The organism is Aestuariibacter sp. GS-14 (genome assembly GCF_006494365.1).
Classification (GTDB): domain Bacteria; phylum Pseudomonadota; class Gammaproteobacteria; order Enterobacterales; family Alteromonadaceae; genus Alteromonas; species Alteromonas mangrovi.
Genome location: NZ_VHIP01000015.1, coordinates 55,350 through 72,147 on the forward strand (window position 1 = coordinate 55,350; position 16,798 = coordinate 72,147).

Annotated in this window: 13 protein-coding genes; 10 read left to right on the plus strand and 3 right to left on the minus strand. The window is 50.0% G+C overall.

Going from position 1 to position 16,798, the window contains the following annotated elements; all coding sequences use genetic code 11:
* The first annotated feature begins 25 nt into the window (after nt 1–25).
* On the plus strand, nt 26–1,108 hold the full coding sequence (locus FJ444_RS18215) for a GDSL-type esterase/lipase family protein (RefSeq protein WP_140960755.1): 1,083 nt from the start codon (nt 26–28) through the stop codon (nt 1,106–1,108).
* Here FJ444_RS18215 and FJ444_RS18220 read toward each other — a convergent pair.
* Nucleotides 1,092–1,895, minus strand: a complete 804-nt coding sequence (locus tag FJ444_RS18220) for a CPBP family intramembrane glutamic endopeptidase (protein ID WP_140960756.1) — start codon at nt 1,893–1,895, stop codon at nt 1,092–1,094. The two genes, FJ444_RS18215 and FJ444_RS18220, sit on opposite strands and share 17 nt — an antisense overlap.
* Nucleotides 1,896–2,083: 188 nt before the next feature.
* Here FJ444_RS18220 and FJ444_RS18225 point away from each other — a divergent pair, with 188 nt between their 5' ends.
* From FJ444_RS18225 to FJ444_RS18245, 5 genes are all read left to right on the plus strand, one after another.
* The gene (locus FJ444_RS18225) at nt 2,084–2,611 is read left to right on the plus strand and encodes a cupin domain-containing protein (RefSeq protein WP_219993917.1); all 528 of its coding nucleotides are present in this window, start codon (nt 2,084–2,086) and stop codon (nt 2,609–2,611) included.
* Between the two features lie 63 nt (nt 2,612–2,674).
* On the plus strand, nt 2,675–3,580 hold the full coding sequence (locus FJ444_RS18230) for an AraC family transcriptional regulator (RefSeq protein WP_140960758.1): 906 nt from the start codon (nt 2,675–2,677) through the stop codon (nt 3,578–3,580).
* Nucleotides 3,581–3,694: 114 nt separating this feature from the next.
* A complete protein-coding gene (locus FJ444_RS18235; protein ID WP_219993918.1) occupies nt 3,695–4,909 on the plus strand; it encodes an MFS transporter in 1,215 nt (404 codons plus the stop codon).
* 229 nt (nt 4,910–5,138) lie between these two features.
* On the plus strand, nt 5,139–7,565 hold the full coding sequence (locus tag FJ444_RS18240; protein WP_181405221.1) for a bifunctional diguanylate cyclase/phosphodiesterase: 2,427 nt from the start codon (nt 5,139–5,141) through the stop codon (nt 7,563–7,565).
* A 118-nt stretch (nt 7,566–7,683) separates the two neighbouring features.
* A complete protein-coding gene (locus FJ444_RS18245; protein WP_181405222.1) occupies nt 7,684–9,018 on the plus strand; it encodes an MFS transporter in 1,335 nt (444 codons plus the stop codon).
* Here FJ444_RS18245 and FJ444_RS18250 read toward each other — a convergent pair.
* Nucleotides 9,015–10,025, minus strand: coding sequence for a LacI family DNA-binding transcriptional regulator (locus tag FJ444_RS18250; protein WP_140960764.1), 1,011 nt, complete (start codon nt 10,023–10,025; stop codon nt 9,015–9,017). The genes FJ444_RS18245 and FJ444_RS18250 overlap by 4 nt on opposite strands.
* Before the next feature lie 326 nt (nt 10,026–10,351).
* On the opposite strand from FJ444_RS18250, the gene FJ444_RS18255 reads away from it, so the two are divergent.
* Complete coding sequence (locus tag FJ444_RS18255) at nt 10,352–12,787, plus strand: glycoside hydrolase family 2 TIM barrel-domain containing protein (RefSeq protein ID WP_140960766.1); 2,436 nt, start codon at nt 10,352–10,354, stop codon at nt 12,785–12,787.
* A gap of 79 nt (nt 12,788–12,866) precedes the next feature.
* Here the strand turns inward: FJ444_RS18255 and FJ444_RS18260 are convergent, their stop codons facing one another.
* Entirely contained in the window at nt 12,867–13,286 is a 420-nt protein-coding gene (locus FJ444_RS18260) for a Dabb family protein (protein ID WP_140960768.1), read from the minus strand.
* A 251-nt stretch (nt 13,287–13,537) separates the two neighbouring features.
* Here FJ444_RS18260 and FJ444_RS18265 point away from each other — a divergent pair, with 251 nt between their 5' ends.
* The 3 genes from FJ444_RS18265 to FJ444_RS18275 are packed head-to-tail and all read left to right on the plus strand — an operon-like array spanning nt 13,538 to nt 16,793.
* Nucleotides 13,538–14,131: a gluconate 2-dehydrogenase subunit 3 family protein gene (locus FJ444_RS18265; RefSeq protein ID WP_140960770.1), complete on the plus strand. Its 594-nt coding sequence runs from the start codon at nt 13,538–13,540 to the stop codon at nt 14,129–14,131.
* 26 nt (nt 14,132–14,157) lie between these two features.
* Nucleotides 14,158–15,885, plus strand: coding sequence for a GMC oxidoreductase (locus tag FJ444_RS18270; protein WP_140960772.1), 1,728 nt, complete (start codon nt 14,158–14,160; stop codon nt 15,883–15,885).
* Complete coding sequence (locus tag FJ444_RS18275) at nt 15,885–16,793, plus strand: sugar phosphate isomerase/epimerase (RefSeq protein WP_255439313.1); 909 nt, start codon at nt 15,885–15,887, stop codon at nt 16,791–16,793. The genes FJ444_RS18270 and FJ444_RS18275 overlap by 1 nt, the downstream gene beginning before the upstream one ends.
* Nucleotides 16,794–16,798 lie beyond the last annotated feature (5 nt).

Here is a 16,798-nt window from a genome sequence, read left to right on the forward strand (position 1 = left end):
AAGTGAGCAAACAGTGGGTGCAAGGATGTTAAAAAGGGTAATTGCGTTAGGGCTGTTAGCCTGTCTGCAAGTAAGCGTTACGGCATATGCCAGCGTGGTACCGGCCAATGATGCGGGGTATATGTATACCGGGCGTATCGATTTTGCTAACGCCAGTGCACCGTATTTAAGCTGGCCTGGTTCGTCGGTAAAGGCACGCTTCACGGGTGAGTCGCTTTCGGTTACGCTAAAAGACGATAACGGCAAGAATTACTTTAATGTAATTGTAGACGGCAACAACAGCTTTCCGTTCGTTATTGAGGCCAAGCAAGGCGAACACGAGTATTGGATCAGCAATACCCTTGGCGCAGGTGATCACTCGGTGGAAATATACAAGCGCACCGAGGGCGAAGAAGGCGGCACGCATTTTCTGGGTATTCGTATAGATGACGCGGCCAGGTTACTAGCGCCTCCTACCAAACCCACGCGCCGCATCGAAATCTACGGTGATTCGATTTCAAGCGGTATGGGCAACGTAGCGCCTTATAACGCCGGAGACAGCCTGCCGCGCGATAAAAACCACTATGTTAGTTACGGAGCCATTGCGGCCAGAGCACTCGATGCAGAGTTGCACACCATCTCGCAAAGCGGCATTGGCATTATGGTGAGCTGGTTTAATTTTATTATGCCGCAGTTTTACGATCAGTTAAGCGCGGTGGGTAACAACGATTCCCAGTGGGACTTCAGTACCTGGACACCTCAGGTTGTAGTGATCAACCTGATGCAGAACGACAGCTGGCTGGTGCCTGATCCTAAGCGAATATCTCCAAAGCCAACCGAGTCGCAAATCATTGCGGCGTATCAGGCGTTTGTGAGCACCATTCGTGCTAAGTACCCCAATGCGCATATCATTTGTGCGCTGGGCAGTATGGATGCCACTAAAGCCGGCTCGCCCTGGCCGGGCTATGTTGAATCAGCAGTCGCTAACTTAACTAACCAGGGCGACGACAAGCTGTCTACGCTGGTATTTCCGTTTAACGGTTATGGTCAGCATCCCAGAGTAAATCAGCACCTGAGTAATGCAGCGTTGTTAACCCAGGCCATTAAACAGGTTACTGGCTGGCAGTAACGCGTTTGTACCGACGTACATACCATTCGGTGCCCGCAATACTCAGCAAAATAGTGGCCATCCTGCAAAGGTTGGCCATTTGGTTGCCAATAGCAGTGGAGTCTACCTGCCAGAGCAACCAATAAGCATTCATAAGCGTATGCAGCGTGATCACAATCCACAGGTTATGGCCCCAGCGATAAAACAACCAGGCAAACCACAGGCCTCCAATGGCCGTAAACAGTGACGCGGTGGTAGCTTGCACAAGGGTTGCGCCCTGAAACCAGTGCCCTAAACCAAAAACAACCGCGCCTATTAAGGCAGCAGGCACAAAGCGCCAACCTGCCATTGCAATGAGTAAGCCCACCAGAAAGCCCCGAAAGAAGAGTTCCTCAAAGAATCCGGGGATCAGGCTTTTGGTAACCAATGCAGTAATCGTCGGCGCGGAAAACTCAAAAAACACAGCCAGCCCAACTCCCATTGGCAGTGAAAACAGCAGGCCAGCTACAATGCCGGTTAGTGGCTGGTTCATCAGCCCAATTGCCCCTATGTATTGTGTGCGGTGTTTCAGCAAAACGCCTGCTACCAGCATGGCAACTAGCCAGCAAATATAAGGTATGGCGTAGCGAATTACGTATACATCCACTATTGGTTGTATTGCCTTGGTAGCGAAGATAGCTAAGGTAAATGCAGTTAAAATTACCGCTGTGCTGATTGCCTGGCCTTTTTCCATTTGATTGCTCCCATCCTGAATAATGAGTTCACAGCCTATCGCTATTTGTACGCTGGCAAATGTGCCAAAAGTCACGCTGTGCCGATATTGAATTTACCCGGCGTGATTTGGCCGCGTTTGGCTAATCCAAGCCGGGTTAATAGAAATAGGCAAGTAGCCAAGACGATCGTTCTAACCCCCTACCTGTGTGCCGGATTAGTCTGTACACATACGAAATGGCGCAACCAGTATTCTTTAATACAGTGCCACTTACGGAGAGCATTGTGACTAAGCAAAATCGTGTGTTAGGCAGTGTGTTAGCGGGCGGTGTCGCTACCACATTATCGGGCGCTGCTGCGGCAGCTTCAGCGGAAGATATGCTTGCTTCTCAAATTCATTATCCCGTTAGCGAGCACCAATTTTTTACCGGCCCGGAAGCGTACTTTACCGGTAAGGTAGAAGTAGAAATGCTGTTCCCACCCAATGAAACAGCGGCTTACTCTGGCGCTTATGTAACCTTTGAAGCAGGGGCTCGCACCGCATGGCACTCGCATCCTGCCGGGCAGCATATGATTGTGATGACCGGTACTGCCCGTACTGGTACGCGCGACGGTAAGGTACTGGAATTTGGTCCTGGCGAAGCACTGTGGTGCCCGCCGGATATCGATCACTGGCACGGTGCGACACCCGACGCTCATATGAAACACCTGGTACTCACCGGCGTGAAAAACGGTGAAAACGTTGTGTGGAAAGAAAAGGTCTCCGACGCCGAGTACGGTGCGGATGTTAAGGCAGAAAAGCAGGCAGAATAGTCACCTGTTCACTACCCTTAGAACGAAAGGTTGTACTTAAGATAAAACGGGTAAGGTATTACAATGGTATTACAGAGTTTACAACAATCCATGGCCGCCACGCTTACTCGGCTGCAGGCCGATGAAGGGGATATCGGAACCGCTATCCCGGGGTTACTGTTGTTTCGCCGTAATCAACCATCTGATCCCGCTTTTTGCCTGGTAGAGCCCAGTATTGTGTTAGTGGCTCAGGGCCGAAAACAAATGGTGGCGGGCGGGGCTGCCTATCCCTATGACACCAGCACGTTTATCGTGAACTCGGTCGATTTACCTGCCAGTTCGCAAGTAATTGAAGCCAGCCCGGATGCCCCCTGCGTGGGATTGGTGCTAAAACTGGATTTCCGATTGCTGGCCGATCTGGTGTCTCAGGTAAATACGCCGGTAGTGGATGACGGCGCTGTGAAAGGTATAAGCGCAAGCTTAGGCACCATGACGCCAAAGTTGTTCTCGCCACTTACCAGGTTAGTGGAATTGTTGGAAGAGCCTGATGCTATTGACGTGATGGCGCCTATGCTGAAGCGCGAAATTCACTTTCGGCTGTTACAAAGCGACAAAGCCGCCATGCTGATGCACATAGCGTCATTCGACAGTCAGGCATTCCGGGTATCGAAAGCCATTAACTGGCTGAAACAGCATTTTAATTCCATGGTGCGGGTAGAAACACTGGCTAGCATGGCGAGTATGAGCCAGCCCACGTTTCATCTGCATTTCCGGCAGCTTACCGGTATGAGCCCGTTGCAGTATCAAAAATGGCTGCGGCTAAACGAAGCTAAACGCCTGATGATGAACAGTCAGTGCGATGCCTCTACTGCTGCCTTTGAGGTGGGATATGAAAGCCCGTCCCAATTCAGCCGGGAGTACCGGCGGATGTTTGGTGTGCCGCCCCGGGCCGATTTAGCTCAGGTACGAAAAAACAGCTCCCTCGTTTAACTCATATCCGTTAGTACACCGTTCAGTACCTCTATGTGTTGGAAGCCAGCGATGATCGTTTGCTTCAGCCTGTGGTGCTGCGAATCGGTCTTCATTCCACCCCAAGAGGTAATCATGCAGACACACCAATCGAGTCTCGACACGCCAGTAGATGAGCAGCCTGAAACACTGCAACCCGCCTATTGGAGCGGTGTCTTTGCAATGTCGCTCTGCGTATTTGCTTTAATTGCCTCTGAGTTTATGCCGGTGAGTTTGCTAACCCCTATTGCCAGTGCTTTTACGGTATCTGAAGGTCTGGTTGGGCAAGGCATTGCGATTTCTGGCGCATTGGCCGTGATAACCAGTTTATTTATTCCGGTGATTGCCGGTGGATTCGATCGCAAGTATCTATTACTCGGCATGACAGCGCTAATGGGCGTGTCGGGCGCAGTAATTGCGCTGTCGGGTAACTATTTTACGTATATGCTGGGTCGGGCATTAATCGGCGTCGTGGTTGGCGGCTTTTGGTCGATGTCGGCGGCAGCCGCTATGCGTTTGGTGCCAGCGCACAAAGTACCCCGTGCGCTGGCCATTTTTAATGGTGGCAATGCACTGGCAATGATTGTAGCGGCACCACTCGGCGCGTATTTGGGCGCAGTAATGGGCTGGCGGGGCGCGTTCTTCTGCCTGGTGCCCTTGTCTGTGATTACGTTCGCCTGGCAGTGGCGCAGTTTGCCGCTCATGCCAGCAGAGCCATCCGCCCATAAAGGCAATCCTGCACTCCAGGTTATTGGATTACTTTCCCGCCGCCACGTGTTTATTGGCTCCCTGGCGGTGGGCACGTTTTTCATGGGGCAATTTGTTTTGTATACCTATCTTCGGCCATTTCTTGAATCTGCCCTGGGGGCAAGCGTTCAAACCATTTCTACCATTTTACTCATTATGGGGGCAGCCGGTTTTGTAGGCACGTCGTTGGTGAATCGCGTGCTGGCAAAAAGCGTGAATAACACGCTGATTGTCATACCGCTACTAATGGCTTTGGTGGCTGTACTGATCATTAGCATGCAAGGTGCGTTTATTCCTGTGGTGGCACTGTTGGCGATATGGGGCTTTATTGCTACTGCCGCGCCTGTTGGCTGGTGGGCCTGGCTCACCCACAACCTACCCAACGACGCGGAAGCGGGTGGCGGCTTGCTGGTGGCCGTTATTCAGTTGTCTATTGCGCTTGGCTCAACCTTGGGTGGGCTGTTGTTCGATATGAGTGGCTATGTGCCCACCTTTGCTGTGAGTGCGGCTATATTAACGGTGGCTGCTGCGTTGGCATTCACGGTATCCAAGAATCTGAATTAATTAAATTTACCTCAACCACTGGCACAGGGTTGCCATACAACAATGTATAGACTAAACCTAATAAACAAAGGTAAGCCGTTGTGGTATGCATAATTGATATTATGAGACCAGCAACCTTCTGACCTTCAGTGGTTTACGTTATTCTGCGTGTCTTAGCTACAAGGACGGTTAGCGATGATCTATAAGCCCAGAGGCAGTCTTCGCGTACCTTTTTTAAGAGGTGCAGGTATTGAAATCTCATTCGTTAGATCATTTTAAAGCACTGGTTAGCTCTTCTTCCGATGCCATTATCAGTAAAACGCTGGATGGCACTGTAACCAGTTGGAATGCGGCTGCAGAACGCATTTTTGGTTATACCGAGGCCGAAATGCTTGGCCAGAAAATGCTGGTGCTGTTTCCACAAGCATTGCTTCACGAAGAAGATCGTATTTTGGATGCCATACGCAGTGGCAACACCATTGAGCATTTTCGTACTGCGCGTATTCACAAGTGCGGCAGAACAATCGACGTTTCCGTTACGATTTCACCTATTTACGATCACAAACACCGCATCATGGGTGCGTCTATCATTGCTCGCGATGTCACCGAGCACATGTCATTGCATCGCAAAGCCATTCATTTTGAATCCATAGTACAAAATTCCGACGACGCTATTGTGGGTAAAACCCTGGATGGCATTGTGGAAAGCTGGAACAAAAGCGCCGAAAGAATCTTCGGATACACGGCCATTGAGATGATAGGCGAAAGCATTTTGAAGTTGTTCCCCGAGGACCGCCTGGCAGAAGAAAAAGTCATTATTAACAAAGTGGCGCAGGGTGAAACCGTTGATCATTTCAGAACACAACGGCTACATAAAAATGGTGACCTTATTGATTTATCGGTAACCGTGTCACCTATAAAAGATCTGGAAGGCCGGGTGATTGGCGCATCAAAAATTGCTCGTGATGTCACTCGGCAGGTACTGTCTGAGCACCAGTTACTGCAGTTTCAGGCCCTTATTGAATCGTCGGAAGACGCCATTATCAGTAAGAGCCTGGATGGTCGCATTACCACCTGGAATAAAGCAGCCGAGCGCCTGTTTGGATACACCGAAGCGGAAGCGGTAGGGCAAAATATTGTCATGTTATTTCCGGAGGAGCGATTGGCCGAAGAAGACAAACTAATGAAGAGTTTGTTGGCCGGCAAATCCATAAGGCACTTCAGAACCACGCGCCTTACCAAAAGCGGTGAGAGGGTTTTTGTGTCGGTTACCTTGTCACCTATCCGGGATAAAGCCAAAAACATCACCGGCGTATCGAAGATAGTGCGCGATGTATCCTACGAAATAGAACAGGAAAAAGTGGTGTGGCGGCTTGCCAACTACGACAGCCTTACCAACTTATTCAACCGTACTGGCATGACCGCCTGTATAGAAGAGCTGGTGCAGCTTTCCATTGTCAGGCAGCGCAAGTTCGCATTGCTGTACCTCGATTTGGATGGGTTTAAGGCCTATAACGACAAATTCGGTCACGACTTCGGCGACCGTTTGCTTATTGCAGTAGCAGAAAAACTGCGAAAAGCGGTGCGCAGTTCTGATGAAGTTGGCCGCCTGGGAGGCGATGAGTTTGTTGTGTGCATGATGGGATTTGAAACCATTAAGCACATTCAGGTCACCATAGAAAATATCATCGGTGCCATCCACAGTATCGACGTTATTGATGATGTGGACATTTCGCTTACGGCCAGTATCGGTATTGCGATTTTCCCCGAAGATGGTCGAAGCTGCCAAACGTTGATCAGCCGGGCTGATCACGCCATGTACAGTGCAAAAAGTAAAGGCAAGGACACCTTTGAGTTTTACTCTGGTGTAATTGAAACGTCTATTCAGCAAGACAACTCCATGGTGAAAGAACTGCGTGATGCCATTGCTCACAATGGCCTTGAGCTGCGGTTTCAGCCGCAAGTTAACGCCAGCACACTGGAAGTGAAAAAAGTAGAAGTGCTGGTGCGCTGGAATCATCCCCAATTGGGCTTTGTCCCACCGGATACCTTTATTCCGCTAGCGGAAAAATATGGCCTGATCCGGGATTTGGATGCCTGGGTGATGGATGCGGCGTTAGAAAAGCTGGTGAAGTGGACAGGATTGTTCGGTATGGACTTTCAGGTGTCGCTGAATAAATCAGCTTATGAGCTGGTGGACGCGGAATTATCCATAAGCCAAATCCGCAATAAATTGCACGCCGTTGGCCTATGCGGCGAAAACATCATTATTGAGCTTACCGAACGCGCATTAATGGTTGACCCGGAAAGTGCGGAGAAAACCCTGAGGCAATTTACGGCGATGGGTATAGAGCTTGCCATCGATGACTTTGGCACGGGATATTCTTCGTTGGCTTACCTTAAATACTTCCCGGTGAAATACCTCAAACTGGATAAAACCTTTGTACACGCGTTCCAGCACAGCGAGACCGACAGAGTGTTGGTAGAAGGCGTACTGAATATAGCCAAACAACTGGGCATAGCGGTGGTGGCCGAAGGCGTGGAAACCGCAGAGCAGGTAGCCTTACTGAATGAACTGAATTGCGAATACTATCAGGGCTACTACTTTGCCAAACCCCTCACAGCCGACGAGCTGGAGAGTTTTGTGTTAGAAAAATGTGCCAATAAGGGGCACTAGGCGTACATGAATACTCTGGCTATACAGCACTCAGTTATATGCTTAACATAGCAGGCAATGTTAACTATGGGTAGTGAGCGGCGTTTGTGCACGTTGGTCATCACTGGGAAGGTATGTTTTGACAAAGTACAACGTTGCCCTGGGGTGTGGGTACTTTGCCATTTTCTTTGTGAGCCATGGCATTGGCACACTGGCTATTCCGTACTATCAAATGACGTTGGGGGTTGATCCACTATTGCTTGGGGTGGTGTTAACCATTCCGGTATTTGTGTCTGCGTTAATCAGCCCTTGGGTGGCGAATGTTATTGATGCCATTGCGCCACTAAAACACAGTCAGCGCATGTTGCTGATTGGCTCAGGTTGGATTTGTGCTGCAGCCTATGCCGCGATGTGGGCTGTACCAGTGCATTGGAGCGTCAACCAAAGCATTGCGTATTTGCTGGCGTGTTCACTGGTATTCTATTTCTTTGCTACCTTCATGACGGTGATCATGCGGTGTCAGGCGATGGAGGCCACCTCCGATACGCACGGCATTACCTCGGTGATGGGATTCACTTCCGTATTTGAAAAACTCGGTTCCATTCTGTATTTCTGGTTGTTTCCGTTGGCGCAATCCAAGTTGTTTAGCTCGCTGGCTGTGGGTATGAAAACCATTGGCTTGTGGGTGGCAGTGCTGCTGATTGGTGTGCTTTCTACTCTGGCAGGGATATGGGGAAAGTCGCGTAATGTTACAGCGATTGCTTCCCAGGTATTCAGTACCGAAAAATCGGTACCGTTTAACCCACAACTGTTGAAGCAAATAAATCTGCTGTTTGTGGTTACCGTGCTGCAATTTGGGTTAATTGGGGCCTGTATCAATGTCGATTTTTATTTGCTGGTGTACTTTGTTGAGGGCGGTGACATTGCCCAGGGGGCGTTCTGGAAGGGCTATTTGTCTACAGCCTATGCGGTAATGGGGCTCGTTACGATTCCTGTAATTGTGAAAGCAGGGAATAGGTTTGGTAAGAAACAAACCCTGTTTGCTATTTACCTCATCAACTGTATCAATGCCATGTTTAAATGGGTGTTGTATCAGCCCGATATGGATTACTGGCTGGTGTTGGATGCTGTACTTGGTGCGTGGATCTGGACCGCGCATTCAACGCTGATCCCTGCTTTGCTGGCCGATGTGTGTTACGAAAACCAACAGAAAACCGGTGTGTTAAGCGACAGTTTCGTCGTTGGGCGGCACAATCGGTTTTTAAATTTCGGGTTAGTGCTATCCTTTGTGTTATCTGGCTGGATGCTCAATGTTATCGGGTTCAACGCCGATACACCTGGTGCACAACCTTCAGGTGTTATCTACGCTATGCAGGCAATTTTGGTGGGCGGCAGTTTGCTTGTCAGTGTGTGTGCCATGGCAGTACTGTCGCGTTTTACCTTTCAGCGAAGCAACAGTACCGCATTGCGTTAATTCGACGGCGCGTTGGCGACACTTTCTCGTTCTATCATTGACGAGGTAAATAAATGGGTTTTGTTTTCCGGAGTGGTCGCATCTTTTGCCAAATCAATGGCCAGCTTCACGGCATACTCTGCCATTTCTTCAATGGGGTACTTTATGGTGGTAATGGTTGGCAGGCACGCTTTGCACATTGCAGAGTCGTCAAATCCCACAACCGACACCTGCTCGGGCACCTTGTAGCCATTTTTTACCAGTTCGTGAATGACGCCAACCGCCATTAAATCGTTATAGGCAATTACCGCAGTAAAGTGTTCATCGCGCTGGATAAGTTCCTGGGCACAGGCTTTGCCCCCTTCCAGGTTGGCAGTTGATTCAACCAACAGATTGTCGTTAAACGTTAGGCCCTGCATCATGAAGCCCTGGCGCACCCCCAATAACCGCAACTGTGGATCGCGATTCTGATAAATGCTGGTTGCAACGGCAATGGCTTCGTGGCCTTTTCTGGCAAGTAAATCAACTATTTGCGCGGTAGAGGCTACGTTGTCGAACCACACACAACGACTGGCAATTTTCGGAATGTAGCGGTTAATGATCACCAGGCCTTTGTAGCGTTCACTGAGCTCGATGAGTTGTTTGTCGGTCAGATAGTCGCTGTGCAGAATAATAGATTCGCAGCCTTTAGCGTGCAGGCTTTCAATCGCGGCAATCTCAGACTCTTCTTCGTACAGCGAGTTACAGATCAGCAGGCTGTATCCCACTGCGCGGGCAGAGACTTCTGCGCCTGCAGCCAGGTTGCCAAAAAACTCCATGGATATTTTAGGGGTAATGAGTCCCACATTGGTGGTGTGGCGATTAACCAGGGATTGTGCCGACGCGTTAGGCTTATACCCTAATTCCTGAATAATCTTCTGCACTCTGGCTCTGCAGGCATCACCCACCTTGCCTCTGCCATTTACCACACGGGAGACGGTGGCGGGAGACACGCCAGCCGCGCGGGCTACATCATTAATTTTTACCACTGTGAATCCTTTGCCTTTGCTGAATCACGCCATAGTAAATGCCATTTACTGCGCAAGTCAAAATGCTTTCCCTGATATTTCCCTCGCACATCGATGTGCAAGCAAGCGGTTTGGGAAATTATTTCCCTTTAGTGCGGGTATGGGTAGCGTTTTCACATTTTTATTTCTAGCGTTGTTAATTAATTTAACTTCATGTTTATTCGTTATTTTATCGTAAATTTAACTGCTTCAATTTCAGTTAATGCCTATGCCTGCATCATCTCCGACTTGAGTTGTTGTTAATATTCATTAAATAATAGGGAAAACGTTTACTTTGAATTAACGCAATGAAAACACAACATACGTTATGGTTGGTGGCGATCACACTACTGGTGTTGTTCGGGTTTACCCAATGCCGAACAACTGAGCAGACAGCCACACAAGCAAATGCTGAGTCACTGAATATGTACTCCGATTGGCATTTTATGCTTGATGATAATCCTGAATTTAAACAGGCTGACTTTAACGACAATACCTGGCGGCGTGTCACGCTGCCGCATGATTGGTCCATAGAAGATATACCTGGTACCCAAAGCCCTTTTAGTGCTGCAGCGAAAGATGCCTACAACACCGGTTATGCGGTGGGGGGCACTGGCTGGTATCGCAAGCACTTGCCCGGTATTGAGTCTGGCAAACAGTATCTGCTTGAGTTTGATGGCGTGTACATGAATGCCACTGTGTACGTTAACGGGCAGGAAGCAGCCCAACATTATTACGGTTATACCGGTTTTCAGGTCGACATTACGCCTTTCTTGCATCCGGGGCAGGGCAATGTCGTAGCCGTGCGGGTTCACAATAATGAGCAAAACAGCCGTTGGTATAGCGGGTCTGGATTGTACCGGCAAGTTACCTTGCATACCCTGTCGGCAAACCATATTGCTCGCTGGGGCACATCGGTTATTACCCAGGCTGGTAACCAAAGCGATAGCGCAGTACTGGTTGTTAATACGGCACTGCAACGGGATGAGCGTGATAAAGCTGGCGGGCTGACACTGGAACAAGCCGTTAAGCTAAACGGAAAGACGCTGGTAACCCAACGTGTGCCGGTAAGCAGCGACAAGATTTCGCAAACTATCAACATTAATCAGCCGCACTGGTGGGAGCCTGCATCGCCAGTGTTATACACACTCTCTCAGCGGCTGCTAAAAGACGGCGAGGTTATCGACAACATGGATACCCGGTTTGGTATTCGTACCGTAGCGCTGTCAGCCGAGCAGGGATTTTTGCTCAACAACAAGCCGGTATTACTAAAGGGCATGAATATTCACCACGACAACTACCTGCTCGGCGCGGCTGCGCATCCTAAAGCCGAGCGGCGTAAGGTAATGAGCATTCTTAATGCGGGATACAATGCGGTTAGAAGCGCCCACAACCCGCCTTCCAGCGCCTTTTTGGCGGCTGCGGATGAGTTGGGATTGCTGGTGATAAGTGAAGCGTTTGACGCATGGAATAAACGCAAGTGGGAGAATAAGAACGACTATTCTTCTGTATTTTCCAGTAACTGGCAGGGCGACTTAACGGATTTTATTGCCCGCGACATTAATCATCCCAGCATCGTCATGTGGAGCCTAGGTAACGAAATCCCGGAGCAGGGGGATGCACTGGGAGCACAAACAGCAAAACAACTAACGGATTTTGTACGTAAGCTGGATGCCAGCAGGCCGCTTACCGTTGGGGCGAATATGTCGGGTGAGCATGCACGGGCTTATCTGTCGGCTTTTGATGTATCGGGTTACAACTATGAACCGGGCAACTACGTGCACGACTTCAACGCGGGTATCTCGGCGGTAATGTATGGCTCAGAAACCTATTCAAAAGACGCCTTTGCCTACTGGCAATATGTTGAAGATTATCCTTATGTGATTGGCGACTTCGTATGGACAGGCTGGGATTATGTTGGGGAAGCCTCTATTGGCTGGACCGGATATGCCCCGGAGTGGGCTGGGCTGGCGCCGTTTCCCTGGACGCTGGCGTACACCGGTGAGATAGACGTACTGGGCAATTGGCGACCGGCTGCGTTCTATCGGCAGGTGTTATGGCACACCGGGCAACACGGCATTTCTGCTTTTGTGCAATCGCCTTCGCCATCATTGTCACCCACACCAAACCCAACATGGTATGACTACTGGACTTTCCCGGACATTCACCCAAGCTGGAGCTGGCCGGGGCAGGAAGACAAATCCCTCGAGGTCACCGTGTACAGCGTGTATCCAGGCGTTGAGTTGTGGCTGAACAATACCCTGATTGGTACTGCTCAAGCGGGTAAGCAAAACCAGTATATTGCAAAATTTACTGTGAACTATGTGCCTGGAACACTGGTGGCAAAAGGGCTGGATATTAGTGGAAATGTGCAGGAAGCATGGCAACTTACCACCGCAGGACCGGCTGCCGCGATTGCGATTAGTCGTGAAGATCAGCAACTGCGTGCCGACGGCCTGGACATTAACTATCTGCCCATACAGTTACTGGACGAAGCGGGCAATGCAATTTACCACTGGGAGCAGGATCAGGCGTTAACCGTAAAAGTGGAGGGCGCAGCAACATTAATGGCACTGGGCAATGCGCGGCCCGATTCGGCAGAGAGCTTTAAGCAACCATTTCGCCATACGTTTCGCGGTAAGCTTATGGCAGTGGTGCAATCTACCGGCACTGAAGGTGATGTCGTTGTAACGGTATCGGGGCAGGGGCTGAAACCGGCGTCAATCCGCTTTAACGCGCAATAATGCACACTCAATGTATGCCCGGTCATTTACCACCGGGCACATCGAACAAAAACGCATTCCACTGGGGCTGGAAACGCAGTTATGCCGATACCGAATCGTACACCACCACTTTGCTCCACAGATGCGAGCACTGCTCAACAAACTTCACATGCAGCGGATGGGTCTGGTAGGCGTCCTGATCCTCTGTTGTATTAAACAACATCAGCTCCGATACCTGATAGCTGCTGTCAATTACGTCGCGTTCTAACGTTGAGGCTGGCACGCCAACGTGCAGTCCCTGGATTTGAGGAATGGCTTTCAGGCTATTCAGTCCGGCAATCAGGGCGTCGCGATCGGCAGCGGAATCGGGATTTTTTAACCAAAAATACACCATGTGAACTACCGGCCCTAAGGTATTGCAGCCGGTGCCTGATGCTAACGCTGATGTGCTGGTAAGTGTGGCTGCGGCGGCCAGCGTACCTGCGGCTGAAATAAATTGGCGGCGATGTTGATCGGTCATGGTGTACTCCTTGTTGAGTAGCAAAATAAAGCATCATCCTACGGTATAAAAATACCGCTATGCAATGAGATTATTTGGCAAATTTTAGTAATAACTAAAGCAAAAATTACAATAAAAATGAACCGGTTCATTTGTGTAATGTCTCATGTTCACAGGATTTAATGCGTTTGCATAATAAGTCATAGTGTTATCTGTTTATAGTATGTTAAGTTAATTAACAAATCGAATGAAATCTGCCGTCAGAGGATAATATGCAGAGTCAGAACCCATCCCGCCGTACCATGTTAAAGCGCATGCTATTGGGCTTAGGTTTATGTGCTTCCGAAGGGGTATTGCTGAACAATGCCGTAGCGGCTGCGATGTCGTATGACGCCGCTACGTCACAAACCGGCTTGTTTACCTTACAGGAACGCGCAGTACTCAAGGCCATTTGTGAGTGTGTGATCCCGCGAACAGACACGCCGGGAGCTGTGGATGTGGGCTGCACTGAATTTGTAGAACATCAGTTGTTGGTGGTGTTCTCTGCAGACACCCAGCAAGACTGCAAGTCGGTATTACAATCCATTTATCAACGCTCGGCAATCGACACGGGTAAGTCTTTTGAATTGCTAACCACAGACGCACAAATTGCCTTGCTGGAAAAACTTGAAGCGATGCAGCAACCGTTCTCGCAGGAACAATACGGGCCATTTAAGCAACTCAAAAGCCTGATTGTGTTTGGTTACTACACATCCATGCCTGGCGCTACTCAGGAACTTACCTATCAGGCCGTGCCTGGACGCTTTGTGGGCTCAGTGCCCTATGCCGATATTGGCAGTGCGTACAGTTCCAAAGATTACTATTAAGCCAACGTCGCAGCAGGATTTTTAACATGACACAACATCGCTACGTAAATGAATCTGCGGAAGTCTACGACGCCATTGTAGTGGGCTCTGGTATCACCGGAGGCTGGGCCGCCAAAGAATTGTGCGAAAAGGGGCTCAAAACCCTGATGGTTGAGCGCGGCCGGGTGGTAGAGCACAGAAAAGACTACACCACTGAGGCCAAGCCGGTTTGGGAATACCCTAACCGAATGAAAGTGGCCAAGAAACTGATTGATGAGGAATACGCCATTCAACAGCAATGCTATGCGTTTCACGATGGCACTAAACACTTTTTTTCCAGCGACAAAGACTATCCTTACCACACCGAACCAGACGCGCCTTTTAGCTGGATCCGCGCCAACCAGTTGGGCGGTAAATCGCTGTTGTGGCACCGTCAGTCTTATCGCATGAGCACATTTGATTTTGAGGCAAATGCCAAAGATGGTCACGGCAACGATTGGCCCATTCGTTATGAAGACTTAGCGCCCTGGTATGATTACGTGGAGCGTTTTGTGGGGATCAGCGGCAATGCCGATGGTCTGCCACAGCTACCCGATGGTATCTTTCAGCCGCCATTTGAAATGACCGCACCGGAGCGGGATTTTACCGCGTTAATGAAAGACAAGCACCCCGACAAACCGGTGATCATGAGTCGCTGTGCTCACTTAACCGCACCGCAGAAGATCCAGGTGGACTTAGGCCGTATGCAGTGTATGGCGCGCAACGAATGCCAGAAAGGCTGTTCGTTTGGGGCCTATTTCTCTACCCAGAGTGCTACGCTGCCAGCCGCAGCCCGCACCGGTAATTTATACATTGCGCCGAACAGCGTGGTGGAGAGCGTAATTTACAGCGAACAAACCCAAAAAGCGGTGGGCGTGCGGGTAATCGACAACGACACCCTTGAGCAGCGCGAGTACTTCGGAAAAATGGTATTTTTGTGCGCTTCTACACTGGGCAGCACGCAAATTATGCTCAACAGCACCAGCAAACGTTTCCCAACGGGTATTGCCAATAGCTCGGGAGTGTTGGGACATTACCTGATGGATCACAATTACAATGCCTATGTTACCGCGTCTATAGAGGGTTACGAAGACGAGTATTACATAGGTCGTCGGCCCTCGTCGTTGTACATTCCCAACTTCCATTTTGAACCCAAGCGCTACCACAAAGCCTTTAAGCGCGGCTATGCGCTGGCAGGTAGTGCGGCACGCGCCGACTGGCAAGGACTTGGCGCATCTGATGGCTTTGGTACGAGCTTTAAGAACATGCTGCACAACCCAGGTAAGTGGGGGATTGGTTTAGGGGCGCAGGGTGAAATGCTGCCAAACCGTGACAACCAGGTGCAATTACACCCCACCAAAAAAGACAAGTGGGGCATGCCGCAACTCAGCATCAACTGTAAGTGGTCGGAAAACGAAACCCTGATGATGGAGCACGCCGCCGAGGTCTCGGTGAAGATGTTTCAGGATGCGGGCTTTGGCGATATTCATGCTAATGTGAATTACGCGCCGCCGGGACTGGCCATTCACGAAGTGGGGTCGGCCAGAATGGGGCGCGATCCCAAAGAGTCGGTATTGAATGGCTATAACCAGGCCCACGATGTGCCTAATTTGTTTGTAACCGATGGCGCGAGCTATTGTTCTACCGGTGTAGGGAATCCATCGATTACCTTTATGGCCTTAACCGCTCGCGCCGTAGATTATGCGGTGAAGGAATTTAACGCAGGAAGATTATAATGATAAAACAACTAGCAATGCCTTTCGCGCCCTTGTTGGCGGCGCTGACGATGGCCCTGATATTAACAGGCTGTGGAGACTCTGAAACAGAAACGGCACCCGTTGCGACGGCTGATGTGACGTATCCGGATTTTGATAAACCGGCTATCAGCATACAATTGTGGTCGGTTAAAGACGACGTAAAAGCTGATTTTGTGGGTACACTGCAAGCGCTGGCTAACATGGGATTCGACGGTGTGGAATTTGCCGGTGATTTTGGCCCGTATCAGCACAATCCAACCGGATTAAAAGCCAAGCTGGCCGAGCTGGGGCTGGCAGTAAGTGGCGCGCACGTTGGCTTTGATGCGTTGCGAGGCGACAACCTGGTAGCAACCGCCTTGTTTCATCAACAGTTGGGTACGCCCTATGTGATTGTGCCTTGGGATGATCGTGCGTTTGCTGCAGAAACTGTAGATTTGGTTGCGCAAGAATTAACTGCGATTGCTGAGCGGCTGGCGCCCTATGGTTTACGTGTGGGTTATCACAACCATGCGCAGGAAATGGCAGACTTTGGCGATATTACCTTCTGGCAGCACATTGCCAGTAATACCCCCGATTCAGTGGTGTTGCAGCAGGATGTGGGTTGGACACTGGTAGCAGAAAAAGATCCGGTTGCCATGGTTAAAGCCTATCCGGGCCGAACCCTGACAGCGCATTTCAAAGCACCTGAATATGACACACCCAAAGGCACGCCAATTGTGGGTAAGGACGGCATCAACTGGTTACCCATTTATCAGGCCACGGCAGCCATTGGCGGCGCACAGTGGATTGTGCTGGAACAGGAACAATATCCTGACGGATTAACGCCGTTAGAAGCCGTAGCCGCGACCAAACAAGGCTTCGATGCGATTATTACAGCGGGTAACTAACACTA